The sequence below is a fragment of the Streptomyces venezuelae ATCC 10712 genome, assembly GCF_008639165.1.
GTDB classification, from domain to species: domain Bacteria; phylum Actinomycetota; class Actinomycetes; order Streptomycetales; family Streptomycetaceae; genus Streptomyces; species Streptomyces venezuelae.
This window is the reverse complement of sequence record NZ_CP029197.1, coordinates 6,724,608-6,739,870: the sequence shown is the minus strand read 5'-3', so window position 1 is coordinate 6,739,870 and position 15,263 is coordinate 6,724,608. Positions and strand designations below refer to the sequence as shown.

13 protein-coding genes and 1 pseudogene are annotated in these 15,263 nt (G+C 70.1%); 3 read left to right on the top strand and 11 right to left on the bottom strand.

What is annotated here, in order from left to right:
* From DEJ43_RS30980 to DEJ43_RS30970, 3 genes are read right to left on the bottom strand one after another with little or no spacing between them, the layout of a single operon-like run.
* Window positions 1–1,461 carry an amidase gene (locus DEJ43_RS30980; RefSeq protein ID WP_015037368.1) on the bottom strand — a complete coding sequence of 487 codons (1,461 nt, stop codon included), beginning with the start codon at window positions 1,459–1,461 and terminating at the stop codon, window positions 1–3.
* A gap of 59 nt (window positions 1,462–1,520) precedes the next feature.
* The gene (locus DEJ43_RS30975; protein ID WP_015037367.1) at window positions 1,521–2,828 is read right to left on the bottom strand and encodes an amidohydrolase; all 1,308 of its coding nucleotides are present in this window, start codon (window positions 2,826–2,828) and stop codon (window positions 1,521–1,523) included.
* The gene (locus DEJ43_RS30970) at window positions 2,825–4,075 is read right to left on the bottom strand and encodes an MFS transporter (RefSeq protein ID WP_015037366.1); all 1,251 of its coding nucleotides are present in this window, start codon (window positions 4,073–4,075) and stop codon (window positions 2,825–2,827) included. Before DEJ43_RS30970 ends, DEJ43_RS30975 begins: the two co-directional genes overlap by 4 nt.
* A gap of 101 nt (window positions 4,076–4,176) precedes the next feature.
* On the opposite strand from DEJ43_RS30970, the gene DEJ43_RS30965 reads away from it, so the two are divergent.
* Entirely contained in the window at window positions 4,177–5,232 is a 1,056-nt protein-coding gene (locus DEJ43_RS30965; protein WP_015037365.1) for an Lrp/AsnC family transcriptional regulator, read from the top strand.
* 89 nt (window positions 5,233–5,321) lie between these two features.
* On the opposite strand, the gene DEJ43_RS30960 is transcribed toward DEJ43_RS30965, so the two are convergent.
* Window positions 5,322–6,083: a DUF4253 domain-containing protein gene (locus DEJ43_RS30960; protein WP_015037364.1), complete on the bottom strand. Its 762-nt coding sequence runs from the start codon at window positions 6,081–6,083 to the stop codon at window positions 5,322–5,324.
* A 173-nt stretch (window positions 6,084–6,256) separates the two neighbouring features.
* On the bottom strand, window positions 6,257–6,709 hold the full coding sequence (locus tag DEJ43_RS30955; RefSeq protein WP_015037363.1) for a MerR family transcriptional regulator: 453 nt from the start codon (window positions 6,707–6,709) through the stop codon (window positions 6,257–6,259).
* Between the two features lie 28 nt (window positions 6,710–6,737).
* On the opposite strand from DEJ43_RS30955, the gene DEJ43_RS30950 reads away from it, so the two are divergent.
* Both DEJ43_RS30950 and DEJ43_RS37650 read left to right on the top strand, forming a co-directional pair.
* Window positions 6,738–7,508, top strand: coding sequence for a methyltransferase domain-containing protein (locus DEJ43_RS30950; RefSeq protein ID WP_015037362.1), 771 nt, complete (start codon window positions 6,738–6,740; stop codon window positions 7,506–7,508).
* 807 nt (window positions 7,509–8,315) lie between these two features.
* Window positions 8,316–8,798: a hypothetical protein gene (locus DEJ43_RS37650; RefSeq protein WP_015037361.1), complete on the top strand. Its 483-nt coding sequence runs from the start codon at window positions 8,316–8,318 to the stop codon at window positions 8,796–8,798.
* On the opposite strand, the gene DEJ43_RS30940 is transcribed toward DEJ43_RS37650, so the two are convergent.
* The 6 genes and pseudogenes from DEJ43_RS30940 to fabV all read right to left on the bottom strand — a co-directional run bounded on the left by DEJ43_RS30940 (window position 8,776) and on the right by fabV (window position 14,707).
* Window positions 8,776–10,089: a hypothetical protein gene (locus DEJ43_RS30940; RefSeq protein WP_015037360.1), complete on the bottom strand. Its 1,314-nt coding sequence runs from the start codon at window positions 10,087–10,089 to the stop codon at window positions 8,776–8,778. The two genes, DEJ43_RS37650 and DEJ43_RS30940, sit on opposite strands and share 23 nt — an antisense overlap.
* Window positions 10,090–10,729: 640 nt before the next feature.
* Window positions 10,730–11,233: a hypothetical protein gene (locus DEJ43_RS37645; protein WP_041663078.1), complete on the bottom strand. Its 504-nt coding sequence runs from the start codon at window positions 11,231–11,233 to the stop codon at window positions 10,730–10,732.
* An 885-nt stretch (window positions 11,234–12,118) separates the two neighbouring features.
* Complete coding sequence (locus DEJ43_RS30930) at window positions 12,119–12,523, bottom strand: RidA family protein (protein ID WP_041663077.1); 405 nt, start codon at window positions 12,521–12,523, stop codon at window positions 12,119–12,121.
* A gap of 337 nt (window positions 12,524–12,860) precedes the next feature.
* Window positions 12,861–13,135, bottom strand: a pseudogene (locus DEJ43_RS38380) (PIN domain-containing protein); the annotation flags it as partial.
* 8 nt (window positions 13,136–13,143) lie between these two features.
* The gene (locus tag DEJ43_RS30920; RefSeq protein WP_015037353.1) at window positions 13,144–13,407 is read right to left on the bottom strand and encodes a hypothetical protein; all 264 of its coding nucleotides are present in this window, start codon (window positions 13,405–13,407) and stop codon (window positions 13,144–13,146) included.
* 85 nt (window positions 13,408–13,492) lie between these two features.
* The gene (gene fabV, locus DEJ43_RS30915; protein WP_015036930.1) at window positions 13,493–14,707 is read right to left on the bottom strand and encodes an enoyl-[acyl-carrier-protein] reductase FabV; all 1,215 of its coding nucleotides are present in this window, start codon (window positions 14,705–14,707) and stop codon (window positions 13,493–13,495) included.
* Between the last annotated feature and the right edge of the window lie 556 nt (window positions 14,708–15,263).

Here is a 15,263-nt window from a genome sequence, read left to right as displayed (position 1 = left end):
TCAGCGGAGCCTCGGGCCGACCGGGGGCCGGCGGTCCGGGGTGTAGGCCCAGGGCCTGAGGCGCTCCAGGGCCTTGCCGACGCGGAAGACGGTCGGGTCGTCGTAGGTGTGGCCGACGATCTGAACCCCCGTGGGCACGCCCCAACTGGACCGGCCGCTCGGGACATTGAGCACCGGACAGCGATTGCTGATGTTGAAGGGGGCGGTCATCGCCGCCCACAGGGGCTCGCCGTGGTCCACACCGTTCACCACCAGGCGGCCCAGGAGGTCGTCTCCGGCGGGCAGGCCGGGGACGGCCGTCGTCGGGCAGATCAAGGCGTCGAAGGGCGCCATCGCCTCGGCCAGTTCGCGCTGCATCCTGGTCTCGACGCGCAGGCCGTCCAGGTACGAGACGCGCTCGCGGGCCTCCGCCATCGTGTCGGCGAAGGCCGCCGCGTACGCCGTCATCCGGTCGCGGTGCTTCGCCTCGACCTCGGAGACGAGGGCCCCGAAGACGGTGGAGAAGTGGGCCGCGAGACTGATCAGGAGGTCGTCCCTGGTCCACGGGAGTTCGATCTCCTCGACCACCGCACCGGCGTCGGTGAGGGCGCGCGCGACCGCCCGGGTGGCGGCCTCGACCTCCGGGTGCACGTCGTACGCGCCCAGCCGGAGGCACAGGGCGAGGCGCATCCCCGCGACCGGGGCGTACGCGGTCGGCAGGACGAGCTTCGGGCGCAGGGACACGTGGTCGCGCGGGTCGGGCCCGGCCAGGACGTTCGCGAAGGTGACGCAGTCGTCCACGGTCCGGGCCATGGGCCCGTCACCGCGGTAGTGGTCGGCGGAGAGCGGGGCGACGCCGGGGATCCGGCCGTACGGGGCCTTGAAACCGACGGTTCCCGTGAAGGCGGCGGGGATCCGGGTGGAGCCGCCGATGTCGGAGGCGGAGGCGAGGAGCGTGGAGCCCGCCGCGAGCGAGGCGCCCGCGCCGCCGGACGAGCCGCCGGGGGTGAGGTCGGGGTTCCAGGGATTGCGGGTGACACCCCACAGACGGCTGTGGGTGAAGGTGGCGATGGAGAACTCGGGGGTGGCGGTGCGGGCGTGGATGATGCCGCCCGCCTCCAGGATGCGGTCGATCACGGGGGCGTTCTCGGTCGCGGTGGCGCCGACGTTGACGAGCGAGCCCTCGGTGAGGGAACGCCCGGCGATGGCGTGCTTCTCCTTGGTGGCGACCGGGATGCCCTCCAGCGGGCGCGGTGTCAGACCGCCCTTGCCGAGGAATCGGTCCTCGGCGTGCCGGGCCTGTTCGAGCGCTTCCTCGAAGAGCCGCTCGGTGAAGGCGTTGACGACCGGTTCCGTCTGCTCGGCGCGGTCGATCACCGCGCGCATCAGCTCCACCGGGGACAGCTCGCGGGCGTCGAAGAGCCGTCGGGCCTCGGTGGCGCTGAGGTAGGCGAGATCGGATCCGGAGTCGTGGGTGTTCATGCGGAAGCCTTTCCGGGTGGCGTGAGGTGTCGGCGTCGTACGAGGCGAGGGTGTGCGCGTCAGTCCTCCTGGCCTCCGGGCGCGGGGGCGTCCTCGGGGCACAGCCACGCGGCGGCTGCGGCGAGCAGGGCCGTCACGCCGATCCCGATCGTGGGGTCGGGCACGGGAGCGAAGTACGGCGAGTGGTTGGCGGGGACGGTCTCGGGCAGGCCGTCCGTCAGCAGCGTCTCGGGGTCGATGTCGCGGAAGAGCTCGGGGTCGGCGCCGCCGAAGTGCCAGAAGACCGAGGGGACGCCGAGGGCCGTGCCGAAGACGCCGAAGTCCTCGCTTCCGGTGAGGGTCTGGGGCAGGGTGAAGACCCGTTCCTCGCCGAAGACCCCGGCGATCGCCGTCATGACGGTGCTCGTGGCCGGCCCGTCGTTGACGGTGAGCGGGAAGGAGTTGAGCCTGGTGATCTCGGGGTCCTTAGGGGCGTCGGACGCGGCGGCCTCGGCGCGGACGATCCGTTCGACGGCCGCGAGGGTTCGGTCCCGCACCACGGTCGCGGTGGAGCGGACGTTGATCCGGAGGTCCGCGGTGTCGGGGATGATGTTCTCCTTCGTACCCGCGTGCAGCGAGCCGACGGTCACCACCGCGGTCTGCGCCGCCCCCGTCTCACGGGAGACGATCGTCTGCAGCCGCATGACGACCGCGGCGGCCATGACGACCGGGTCGACGGTCGACTCGGGCGTCGAGCCGTGTCCTCCGCGGCCGTGGAGCCGGACCCGCAGGCTGTCGGACGCCGCCATCACCGGACCGGGACGGGTCCCGACGAAGCCCGCGGGTGCGGGCGCCACATGCTGGCCCAGGCACACGTCGGCACGCGGGAAGCGGTCGAGGAAGCCGTCCTCGATCATGGCCGGCGCACCGCCGACCTCCTCCGCCGGCTGGAACACGGCGACGACCGTGCCGCGCCACTCCCCCCGGGCGGCGGCGAGCTGGGCGGTGGCGCCGAGGAGGCACGTGACGTGCATGTCGTGGCCGCAGGCGTGCATCACGGGCACTTCGTTGCCCTCGCCGTCGACGGCGGTCGCCCGGGAGGCATACGCCAGCCCCGTCCGCTCCTGGACCGGGAGCCCGTCCATGTCGGCACGGAGCAGGACCACGGGGCCCTCACCGTTGGCCAGGACCCCGACGACGCCGGTGCCGCCGACGCCCTCGGAGACCTCCCAGCCCTGCCGCCGCAGCCGGTCGGCGACGATCCCGGCCGTGCGGAACTCCTGGAAGGACAGTTCCGGGTGGGCGTGCAGGTCCTCGTAGAGGGCGCGCAGCCCGGGCAGCCGGTCCGGGAGGGCGGCCAGCAGGCGGGTGACGGAGGCGGCGGTCACGAGAGCTCCTTTGCGGGGGCGTGCAGGCGGGACGCGCCGGTGGCGGTCCGGAAGGAGGCGGCGTCCTGCGGGGTCAGGACGGCCATGACGGCGGCGATGACGGCGCCGAGGACCAGGGAGGCGAAGGCCACCTGGAAGGAGAAGGCGTCGGCGAGCGCTCCGACGACGGGCGGGACGACGATGCCGGCCACCTGGCCGCCGAGGACGACCACCGCGCTGCCCACGCCGACCTGTTCCGGGGCCAGCCCGCTCAGCGGGACCGCGAGGATCGGCATGTAGCAGAGGGCGACGGCGATCGAGGCGAGCGTCCCGAAGACGACGAAGCCGGTGAGCGAGGACGAGAAGGCGACCAGGAGCAGCGCGGCGGCCGCCACCGTCATGGCGGGCAGGATCACCGTACGGTGGTGGCCGCCGAGCCGGTCCGAGATCCGGCCGCCGACGACGATCGCCCCGGCGGCGGCGAGGGCCGGGATCGCCATGAGGGCGCCGGCCGCGGAGAGGGAGACTCCGTACTCTTCGCCGAGGTAGGACGGGACCCAGGTGTTGAAGCCCCAGACGATCGCGCTGTAGCCGAACATCATGGCGCTGAAGCGCCAGATCACGCCAAGCCGCAGGACACCGCCCGCGCCGGGGCGGGGCGTGCCGGGCGCCGGTTCGGTACGGGGCAGGGGGGCGGGGAGCCGCATCCGTACCGCCACCAGGACGACGACTCCGAGCGCCGCCGTCGAGAAGAACGCCGATCGCCAGCCGAAGACCGCGATCAGGGGTGCGACGAGGAGCGGGGTGAGGACGCCGGCGACCGCGTTGGAACTCATGATCAGCCCGTTGGCGGCCATCCGCTCGTCCGGCGTGGTCCGTTCGACGAGGACCTTCAGCGAGGCGGGCGGGAAGACGCCTTCGGCGGCGCCGAACGCGAACCGCATGAGAAGCAGGACGGCGAACGACCAGGCGAGACCGGTCAGCGCGGTGAACACCGACCAGGTCAGCAGGGCCCAGAGCGTGACCCGCCGCGCACCGTACCGGTCGGCGAGCAGCCCGCCGGGTATCTGGGCGAGGGCGTAGGCGAGGAAGAAGGCGGAGACGATCAGGCCCTGCTGCCCGCGGCTGAGGTCGAACTCGGCACCGAGAGAGGGCAGGACCAGATTGATGACGAGCCGGTCGGCGTAGTCGACCAGCCAGGCGGCGAACAACAGGACGATCGTGATCCGGACGGTTCTCCGGGCGGACTGCGAGGACGGAGCAGACACGCGGCACTCCTCATCACCGTGGCCGAGACTGGGCATCGGCCGGAAGTGCCCCTACCATCCGGGCTGTGACGGGAACGCCGGGAGAATTGCAGGAAAGCATCATGGATGGACCCCTGGCACCTGATTCCCGCTCGGCCTGTGCGGACGTACGCTTCTCCGAACTGGACCTCGCCCTCGTCGACGCCCTCCAGGCCGCTCCCCGCGCGCCGTGGTCGCAGATCGGCCGGGCGCTCGGTGTGGACGCGACCACGGTGGCCCGGCGCTGGGAACGGCTGCGGGCCGGCGGTCTGGCCTGGGTCACCGCGTACGACGCGGCGAAGTCGGCCACGGTCGCCTATGTCGAGGTGCGGTGCAGGCCGCGGGCGCTCGAAGCGGTGAGCCGCGCCCTGGCCGACATGCCCTGGGTCTTCAGCGTCGACGAGACGGCCGGTGACTTCGACCTCCTGGCCTCCGTCGCCGCCGCCGACCTGCCCTCCCTCGGCCGCTCGGTCCACGGCCTGATCGGCGGACTGAAGGGCGTCCGGTCCACGCGGACCCGCCTCGGGATCACGCTGTACAGCGAGGGGGGCGACTGGCGGATGCGGGCCATGGAGCCCGCGGGGCATGCGGAGCTCGCCGCTCCGCGGACTTCGGGCTCGACCGTGTACAGCGCCCGCATGCACCACCCTCCCGCACCGGAGGACCAGGCTCTGCTCGCGGCGCTCGGCGTCGACGGACGCCTCGGCTACACCGAGCTCGGGGCGAAGGCGGGCATGAGCGAACACACCGCCCGCCGCCGGCTCCAGCGGATGGTCCGGGACGGCGACATCACCTTCCGGTGCGACCTGGCCCATCCCCTCGCGGGACTCTCGACGGTGGTGCTCTACCGCACCGCGGTCCCCCACAGCCATCTCGCGGCCACGGGCAGCGTGCTGGCCCGGATGGAGGAGGTCCGCCTCGCCGTCTCCGTCAGCGGCTCGGACAACCTCCTCGTCATGGTCTGGCTCCGGGGCCTGCACGCCATCGACCCCTTCGAGGCCCAACTCACGGAGCGCTTCCCCCAACTGAAGATCAGCGACCGCACCGTCTTCCTCCGCTCCCGCAAACGCATGGGCCGCCTCCTCTCCCCCACCGGCCTCGCCACCGGCCACATCCCCTTCGCGCTGCCACGCGTGTGACTCTCCGCGCACGGGAAGGGGCCTGGGCGATGGACGTTCACCGCGAAGGTGCCAGGCGCGCACCGTCCCATCGGGGGCTCAAGTCCGTTTCAGTCCCACCAGAGTGACCACATCGTCGAGCGGGCCATCGTGTCGCCGGCCTCCACCGAATCCTGCACGGTGTCCATGCAGTACGCGTGCAGCTCTGCGGCGGCCTGCGCGGCGCCCCGCGGATCCAGAGGTGACCGGTCGACGACCAGCTCCAGGCGAGGGCCCATGGCGAAGAAGAACTCGGCGCCCCACTGCTCATGCCAGCGACGCAGGAGCGCGGAGGCGTCGAGGGGGGTCAGGGCACGGTCGCCGTATCCGGGCCAGTTCCACGTCGTGTAGAGGAACGGCAGAAGCACCGGAAGCTCGTACCCGCCGCGCGCGGCCACGAAATGCACCCATCGCAGGTCCTCCGTGAAGAGGTCCCGGGTGCCGGTCGCCCAACGCGACACCCCTGGCAGCGGCCGATCCACCGGAGGTACAAGCAGCGGTGCCAGCTGGTCGGGGTCGTAGACGGACCGCCAGAGGTCCAGGTCGTCGTCCACGTCGGCGGCCTCTTCCACCGCCCACCGGCAGGCCGACACCAGTATGGACGCCGCCCTCGCGTCGTGGTCCTGGCAGACGGCTTCGCCGACCCACTGCTGCAGCACACCGTCGTCGCGCCCCGCGTCTGCGCGTTCCAGGGCCATATCGGTCGGCGAGATCAGTGTGACGTACGGCCACCAGCCGGTCTCGCCGTGCCGGCCGCGCCACTCCTCCCAGACATCCCGTGCCCGCCGGCGCGGCACGCGCACACCGAGGACCTCCACACCGGCCGCCGTCACGGACCGTTCGACCTCAGCTGTGGGAAAGCAGCCCCTCAAACGACGAAGGAGATCGTCGGAGGAATGGAGCGGCCTATGAAGGAACGATGTCATGAGACGAGGACCCTAAACTCGACTTGGCTGCCGTGCTGCGGATTCGGGTGGAGACCAGCTCGCTCAAGACACGAACGTGCTCAATCGGGGACCTGGACGGCAATATCCGTGCCGCTGCGGTCCGTCACAGCCTGCTGGAAATGGGCGCACTGGGTGACGTCTTCGTGATCACAGCCGAGGGCGCATTCGATGAGGTCGAGGGATGCCTGCGCGGCGGCGATACGGGAGCGGAGCGCCTCGGCCTCTGCGCGCAGGATGTTCCGCCGCTGCACGGCATCGGCGGTAGTGGTCAGCGAGCGGATGGTGTCGAGGGAGAGTCCCGCGTCTTTGGCGCGCAGGATGGCGGCGACGCGTGTGAGGTCGGTGATGCGGTAGCGGCGGCGCCCGGCGGCGTCGCGCGCGGGGGTCAGGAGCCCCATCGTCTCCCAGTGACGCAGGACGTGCGTGGCCAGACCGAAGCGTTCGGCGAGGGCCCCGATGACCATCGAGTCACGCTCGCCGCCGCCGGGCGCCCTTTGCTCGCTTGACTTCATGCCGACATTAAGTCGCAGTCTGGCGCTCATGACCAGGGAAACGAAACAGACACCGCAGCCGGCGAACGACCTCGTGGCACGGCTCGACGCCGCCGACCGACTGCCGGGCGCCGAATTCCTGAGGGAGCTTTCCTATGATCTGCTCGGCGCCGAACCCGGAACGTCCGTGGTGGACGTGGGCTGTGGCGCCGGACGGGCCGTGGCGGAACTGGCCGAACGGGGCGTGAAGGCCATCGGTGTGGACCCGAGCGAGCGAATGATCGCCGCCGCCCGTGGCCGGTGGCCCGAGGCGGACTTCCGGGTCGCGGGAGCGTACGAGCTGCCGCTGCCGGGCGCCTCGGTGGTCGGATACCGAGCCGACAAGGTCTTCCACGAACTCGACGATCCGGAGCGGGCGTTGGCGGAGGCCCGCAGGGTTCTTGTGCCTGGAGGGAGGATCGTGCTGCTTGGCCAGGACTGGGACACCATCGTCATCGACTCCGACGATCCGGCCCTCACCCGCACCATCGTGCACGCCCGCGCCGACCTGACCACCGCCCCGCGTGCTGCTCGCCGATACCGCAACCTGCTACTGAACAGCCGCTTCAGCGATGTGACGGTCGAGGTGCGCACCGGCGTCTTCACCGGGTCGGCGATGTTGCTCTTGCTCACCGGACTGGCCGAAGCGGCCTGTTCCACCGGGGCCATTACGCGCGAGCAGAAGGACACCTGGATCGTCGAGCAGCGCGCACGGGCCGAGACCGACCGCCTCTTCCTGGCACTGCCGATGTTCATGGCAGCGGCGACGGCACCCGAGTGAGGCCTGCTCGAAAGCGAGCGGAAGCCGCGCGTCCACGCCCCACCCCATGCAACGACTCCCCCCAGCGCCTCCAGACGCGGCCCGACGCTCGAGGGGTGGGTCACTGTTCAGGCACACCCTGGGGCGCGTAAGGGCTGCCCCCGCAAGGCCTGGCGGCACACACTCCAGAGCTTTCTGGCGGCGTCGACCGTGAGTTCGGCGAGGTCGACGAGGACGCGCGTTGGGCTCGGCAGGCGTCCGTGCCCTTCTGGAAGGACTTCCTCAGCTGAGATCGCCCCGGCTGGCGCTGGCCGTTGGTGTGATCACGGCCTTCGGTGCTGCTCGCTGTCTCCTCCGTCTCGGCTTCCACAGAATGTCCCCGCGCGAGCCTTCCCCGAGGAGCGATGCCGAAGGGCCGCAGCACCCCGCGGCCGGACGGCGACACCTCCCAAAGGCAGGGTCGCCCACCCCCAGCAACAACCCGCGAGGTCAGCAGCCTGAACATCGATGTCTCGCTTGCACGGCCGCGAGAGCCGGTGGGACCCTCTCCTCGCCGTGAACATGATCGGCACAGGGGGAGGGCACGTGCGACATCTGTTGCGGGCCGGCATCGCTATGACAGCGATGGCCACGGCTGCCTTGACCGGCTGTTCGGACGGCGCCGGCAAGTCTTCTGCCGCACCGCCGTCCGCCGCCGCGTCACCGTCCGTCGCCCAGTCCGCATCACCATCTCAGCGGGCCACCCGCGCGGAGGTCGCAGACCGGACACGCGCGGCCCTCTTCCACGCGACAAGGGCCCAGCCCGATGCACCCGGTCCGGCGGGGCCCATGCTGATCGAGGCATGGCCGAACGGCAACGCGGCCTACGCCTGGGAGACCGGCGACCATCGGCTCTGCATCGCTTCGGTGGCCGGCGACCGGGTCTTCCAGCGGGCCTGCGCGACGCACCCGAACGACCCGCCTGTGGCGAAGGGCCGGAAGATCAGCGACCTCTTCACCTCGTTCGCGAACGGCTGGGGCCGCATCTTCGCCGCCGACCACCAGGAGGTCACGTCCGCGTCATGCGACGGCACGCCCGTCGAGGTCGTACGGATCGGCACCATGGCGAATGGAGTGCGCACGTTGTACGCCGTGTGGTTCTCCGACTACACCAAGGGCGAGATCCTCCTGACACTACGGCACGGCACCACGACGTCCCCTACATCGTTCCACCTCGGCGACGCCGGCGACCTCTCGTGCACGGCGGCGCCCGCCCGCACACTGGGGACTGCCGCCGCGCCGTTGTCCGTCAGTACCGCCTCCTTACCGTGATCGACCTGGGCATCCAGCCGGGAACTCTCGAGTCCGGGGGACGTATCGGTTCCACGTTCACGCCTGCTTCCCGTGCGGCCGTGAGAACCTCTCGCAGCGTCCCCTTCTTGAGCGTGTCCGCGTGACACTCCCGGCACTCGCCCGAAGGCCGGTGTCGCGACTCGACGTCTTCGACGGACGCACGTACGTGGACAAAGGCGTCTGTGGAGGCGTCCGCGCGGATCGCGTACCACGTCCCGCTGTGCTCAGCTTCGGGAAGCCCGGCCGCAACCTCGGGGCGCTGGGGTGTGTACAGGGTGTCTGCGTCGTGGCGGATGAGGAAGACCCGGTCGAGATGATCACAGGTGTCGGACGTCGGCGGATTGCTGTCCAGCCACTGGAGTGCTTCCGCGCGGTTGCCTGGCCCCCAGAGCAGGTCGCAGGGGTACGTTGTGTGCTCGAAGAGGGCGTCGAAGTGGAAGATCGTAGGGTCTTCGGCTGTTCCAGGTTCGAAAACGGCCTGGACGATGACGTATTGCCATTCGTCTTCATCGGTGTCCGAGCGGAGGTTCTCCGCATGGCCGATAGCGACTGAGCCGGTGGCCGGGTTCCAGGCGATGGCGGTGGCGCGACGCTCCACCGGAGCGGGATAGAGGCGTCCGCCCGGGGTGTCCTGACCCCAGAGCCGGTTGATCACCTCGGCCAGGTTGGACAGGGTGCGAGCCGCCTCAACCGGGCCGTGGAGGTGGAAGCCGCTCGGGTGAGCCACCATGTTCCTCAAGTCGGTGAGGGCCTTCTCCCTGCCGCGGTTTCTCTGACCGCGGAGGAGTCCCTCACGGCGGGCCCACCGGTACAAGCCGTCGAGGGTCCCGTTGAAACCGGTCCAGCTCCGGTCCGGACCCATCTGGATCCTGGTGCCCTTGAGCCCCTTATACCTCTCGACGAAGTCGCCGTAGTCGGTTACGTCTTTCAGGACGTGCACCTCGCCCTCTTTCGACCGCAAGGGCACTGCACCTTCGTGAAAGTTGATGAATCGGTCGCGCAGGGCCTGCTCGAACGCCAGGAGTGCCGCGTCGCCAACCATGGTGAACAGGTCGTAGCAGAGCACGCCATAGCGGTAGACGTGGCGCAGTTGCTCGAAGCGCTGCCGGGTACCGTCCGCCACGTTGTCGGCGAGTTCGTACTGGGCGATCACGTGCTGCTGAAACTCCAGCGCATCCTCGGGACTCAGCCGTCCCCCGAACCCGTAGGGATTGAACGGAAGTACGCGCTCGTCCACCGCTCGCAGGTCGGCCAGTGACAACCGATCCATCTAGAACCTCCTCAGACATGTGAAGAACCTGCCACCGTACGGCCCTGCTTGAAACGGTGACCACCACCTGAAGCTGCCCTCACCCCGAACGGAAACGCTCCGCCAGAACCACGTGAAACACGGGACAGGCAAGGCCGTTCCATAAGGCTCCGCGCTTCCGGGTCAGGCGCCGCCAGTCGACGAGCGTGCGCCCGACGGTGTGCGCCGGCACATCCCGAGCAGCCTGTATCCCTCGCATGAAATTGCGGGACTCCCGCTCCTTTCAGGTTACTTCGTCACTGGTACACAGCACATCTCGAAAGACTGGTCGCTGAACCAGACCGGCCCCAGCGGCAGCTGGGCGATGCTGGCCCAGTGCCCCGAGCGGTGGGCGGAGCTCGCCGCACACCCACCCCCTGGACCGGGCCGAGACCCGGGCCCTCGAGGACGCCCGCCTCCCCGCCGCCGGCACCAACGGCGCGGATCTCCCCGCCGATCTGGCCCCCGCTCTCAGCGAGGACCTGCTGCTCGCCTGCCTCCCGGCACTGTGCCTGCCCAAGCCGGCCGACCTGCCCAACCCGCGAGCGACCGCCCGCAGGACCCTGCACTTCATCACCAACCGCGTCCACAACAACCCCCGCCTCGCGACCCTGGCCGCCGACTAGCTGCACACAGCCACCGACGCCCTCGGCCAGCTGGTCAGCCCGCCCGAGAAGCAGGACGGCGACCACGACATCGGCGGTCGCATCCTGCGCCTCGCCGAGGACCTGACCCTCCTCAGCGCCAACCCCGACCAACTCGCCGTGGCCTGCGCCCAGCTCGCCCGGCTGGAGCAGCCGGCCGTCGTATCCCCCGCGCCGAGCCGGACCGTGATCCGCATCATCGACGACGTCGATCCCGACCACGACCGCCCGGCCCAGCCCCAGGAACACCACCACGAGAACCGCCGCGTCCAGCCCTGGCCGCCCTCGCCGCCACCCCGCACACCCCGCACGCCGCCGTTACCGACGGCCTGGACGGCCTGCACCCCGCGGAGCTGGCCTGGATCGCCGAGAACGCTGAGGACGCCGACTGGCTCCTGGACGCGGCAGCGCCCGTCCCGGCCGACGAGGACGAAGACGACGGCGTGCTGCGCCTGGTGAGCGACGAGGAACTCGCCAAGCACCCCGGCCCGAGGCCGTCCTGAAGTCCTGGCTCGACTCCCCTCGACCGGCTCCCGCTCCGAGATCTACCGGGCCGTCGTCAAGTCCCGGCACCGCACCCTGGAACACCCGATCCAGATCCCCGCCGACGAAAGCCTCTCCCGCAGCGAACTCGAAGTCGCGCTGCAGATCCTGCTGGACCGCTGCGCCGGAAACACCGACCGGTGGGCGGCGCTCGCCGCGATGAGCTTCGGGTACGACAGGAAAAGATCACCTTCGGACAGCTCCTCGACTCCCTGGACCCCGTACCCGCCGAAACGCAGACCTCCTGAGGCCGGCGTCTAAGCTTTGGTCCGTTCGTGGCCCGACGGTCGTCCTCGAGGTGGGGCATGCCGTAGACGTGTCCGTCCGGATGCCGGGCCAGGCAGGCCATCATCCACGCGGTCCGGGCGTCCATCCCCTCGCCGAGGCCGACGGCCAGCATGTCCCGGACCAGGGCGTTCAGCTGCCCCGGATTCAGGCCGAGGGAGCAGTAGAGCTCTGACGTGTCCATGGGCGCACGGTCCCACACGCCTACGGCAGCGGGGTGCAGCCGGCGGCCCGGCCCAGGGCGCGCAGGAGCTCCGGCTCCCATCCGCTACGGAGCACTACGGCCCCAACGCCAAGTCGTCGAGCAGCTGCTCGATGCGTGCCACGGACAGCACGCCCTCAGCGCCCTCGCTCCCTCGCCCACCCCGGACATGGCCGCTCTCGCCGAGCGCCTGGTCGTTACCCTCGCCCGCCCCGGGGACCCGGCGCGTCGTTCTTGTCGCTCATCGCGCACTCATCCGGCACTCCCGTCGGGACCTCGTTCGGGCGGTCCTTTCCGCGGGGGCGTCCACGCAAAGGAATCAGGCCGACCTCCTCACCTACGGCTTCACGTCGAGACGCACGAGTGCGCCGATCTCCACGAGTTGGTCCGGCAGGGCCAAGTCGGAGACTCCCATGACCGTGCTGGTGGGCCGGTGCTCCCCGAAATACTCGGCGTGAAGGTGTGCTGTCGTGTCGAAGTTCTCCCGCAAGTTCCTCACCAGAACCGTGGTCTCCACTATCTGGCTACGCTCGGCTCCAAACTGCCTCAGCACCAGATCCAGATTCTCCAACGTGGTGCGGACCTGCAGTTCGAAGTCGCCTACACCCACGAAGTTGCCGTGACGGTCATGAGACAGCTGCCCCGACACGTAAACCGTCTCACCGACCTGGGTGGCCTGGCTGTACCCGTACAACGACTCCCACGGCATGCCGAACCCGAATGCCTTCACCTGAGAACTCATGACTCACTCCCTTGATACAGCGCGCGGGGCCGTAGTTGCAGGTAGGCCCCTTGCGTGTAGAAGTTACGGGTCCGTACAAGCGATGCTTGTCTGGTAGCGCCGCCCGAGTGTTCTCTGCGCGCACAGAATTGGCTGCAGCGGGCTCCTCTAGGCGCCGGTGTGATGAGTGGAACCACTACGCCGACGACGAGGGCTCTGCCTCCTCACCGCATCCGTCGGCCAGCTCGTTTCACCTTCCAGTAGAGGATGAAAGTGGCTTACTCACAGCAAGGCCCCCCGACGATTACCGGGGCCGATTCGTTGCTGCTCAGGCCCTGTTGACCGTGTTGGGCTCAACAGGCTGGGCGGCGTGCTGCGTGTGGGCCTGGGCCCAGGTGGTCTCGCGGGCGACGGCCAGGCCGGCGGGTGGGTCGAGGTCCAGGACGGTGATGCCGGGCAGGGCGGCCAGGTGCTCGGCGGTGCCGGGGCGTGCGCGGTCGGCTTCGACGAGGGCGCAGGCGGTGCGTAGAGGTGCCGGCGGGGTTCGGCGTGGGCGCGGTGGATGAGGCGGGAGACGAGGATGTTCCCGGAGCCGGCCGCGGACATGGCGGTCTCGTCCAGGACGATGTGCATGGCGTCGCTCACGGGCGCTGCACCTGGGCAAGGCGGCGGTCGAGCTCGTCGTCCAGGGCGGCTTCTCCGCCGGCCGTGGGGTGGTAGCCGGTCCATGCGTTCAGGGCGGCCTTGGCCTGGTCGGCCCGTTCGGCTCGTTCGGCGGGGGTCAGCACGGTCTCGGGGAGGCGGGCGAGGTAGGCGCGCAGGGACAGGCCCTCGGCGGCGGCCACGGCGGCCGGCCGGTCGCGGGCTTCTCGGGGATTCCACCTCCCGGACCTTTCCGGCGGCATGCGGCCCCTACGTGACAAGTACGCCATCGACGAATAGTGAGAGCCTCCCAGCGGGGGCGTTCCGCGTGGCGGATTCGTGCCGGGATCAGGACGCGGGGGCGGGCCAGGGAATGTCGGTGGCCACTGCGGCGGTGTAGTCGACGCCCGGGACGGAGAATCCGTACAGGCGTTGGACTTCGGCATGGAACCAGCCGAGGTCGGCGAGACCGGCGATGGTGTCGGTCGTGGCGGCCTCCCAGCGTTCGGCGACTGCCGCCTGGACGTCGTCAGTGAGTTCCCAGGCGTCCAGACGGATTCGGCCTTCGTCATCCAGGGCGAGCGGCGCGGCACCGGTGAGCTGGTCCCACAGGGCGGCGAGCTGATGTACCGGTGGAAGCAAGTCCCGTCCAAGGACGCCGCGCAGCAAGCCGGTGTACAGGGCGATGCCGGGGATGGCGGTGGAGGACTGGGTGACGGCGGCGCCGTTGACGGAGGTCACGGCCCGCCCGCCCACCGTTTTGTCGAGCCGCTCGTTCAGGGTGCGGGCGGTGGCCTCCAGGTGAGCCTTGGCCGCGCCGATGGTGCCCTGCCGGTAGATCGCCGCGGTCAGCGGCGATCCGATGTATGACAGCGCGGCGGTAGCGAAGCCCTTGCCGAGCAGTCCCCGACCGGCCAGGTGGTCGATCCAGCGTTCCCAGTCCGCACCGCCCATAACGGCCACAGTCTGCTCGACATCGTCGCCCTCGGCCGGCCCGGTCTCGACCTCGCGCACCTCGGGAACGCCCTGGTCGTCGAAGACAAGGGTCTTGGTGCGGTTCGCCTGGCCGATCGGCTTGAGGACGGAGGTGTACGTGGTGCCGGTGTCCGGGTCGGTGCGCCGTGGCGCGGCCACCGAGTAGATCAGGTAGTCCAGCCTGCCGCCGAAACGCTGCTCGATGAGGCCGGCGACCTGGTCCTTCATCGTGTCGGAGAACGCGTCGCCGTTGAGAAAGACCAGATCCCTCCCGGCGGCACGGGCGATGTCGGCGGTGGTGGCGGTGCGGTACCAGCCTGCCGTAGCGGTACGCCGTTCGGTGGGGGCCTTCTCAAAGGAGACCATGATGCCGCGGATGCCGGCGCGCTTGAGTCCGGCGACAGCGGCCGCCAAGCCATATCCGGCCGAGGAGCCGATGATCAGAGCCACCGGACCGTCACCCTGCGGCACGTCGGCAGAGTCGGGGCATGCCTGCCACATGTCGGCCACCAGCCGCTCGCAGCCCGCTGGGTGGGAGTCGAGGAAGAGGAAGCCCCGGTTGCGGGGGATGAGAACGCGCTCGCTCACGATTGCAGTCCTTGGGTCGACTGGGCCAAAGCCGCGGCAACCAGCCAGGGTCACCACGCCTTGCAAGTCTGCGACAGGACGGACACGGAAAGTGGCCCCACTGGGGACAAGGATCATCAGCCGATCTTGGTGTGTTTCACTACTTCCAGCAGAGCCTCAGCCCCACAGCATTGTCTCTGAAGCGGCCGTCGCTCCCACGCCCGTGGCTCGTGGGATGCAGTCGAACGTCCCCTTCACCGGCTGCACGGACGCCGGCCGGCTCTTCCGTGAAGTCCGTGAGCGTGGATTCGGTGGGACGGTTCAGACGGTCCGCAGATACGTCGCGACTCTTCGAGACGGCACTGCCATACCTGTGCCAGCACCGATCCCAAGCCCACGCGCGATCACGTCCTGGATCATGCGTCGCCGTGAGCCGTTGAGCGAAGAGGACGAGGTCCGGCTCGGCGAGGTCTGCCTGGCCTGCCCCGACACCGCACGCGCCCGCGAGATCGCGCAAGGGGGGGTTCGCCCGGTTCATGAAGTTCGACATCGACGCCGTCACCGCTGGCCTGACCCT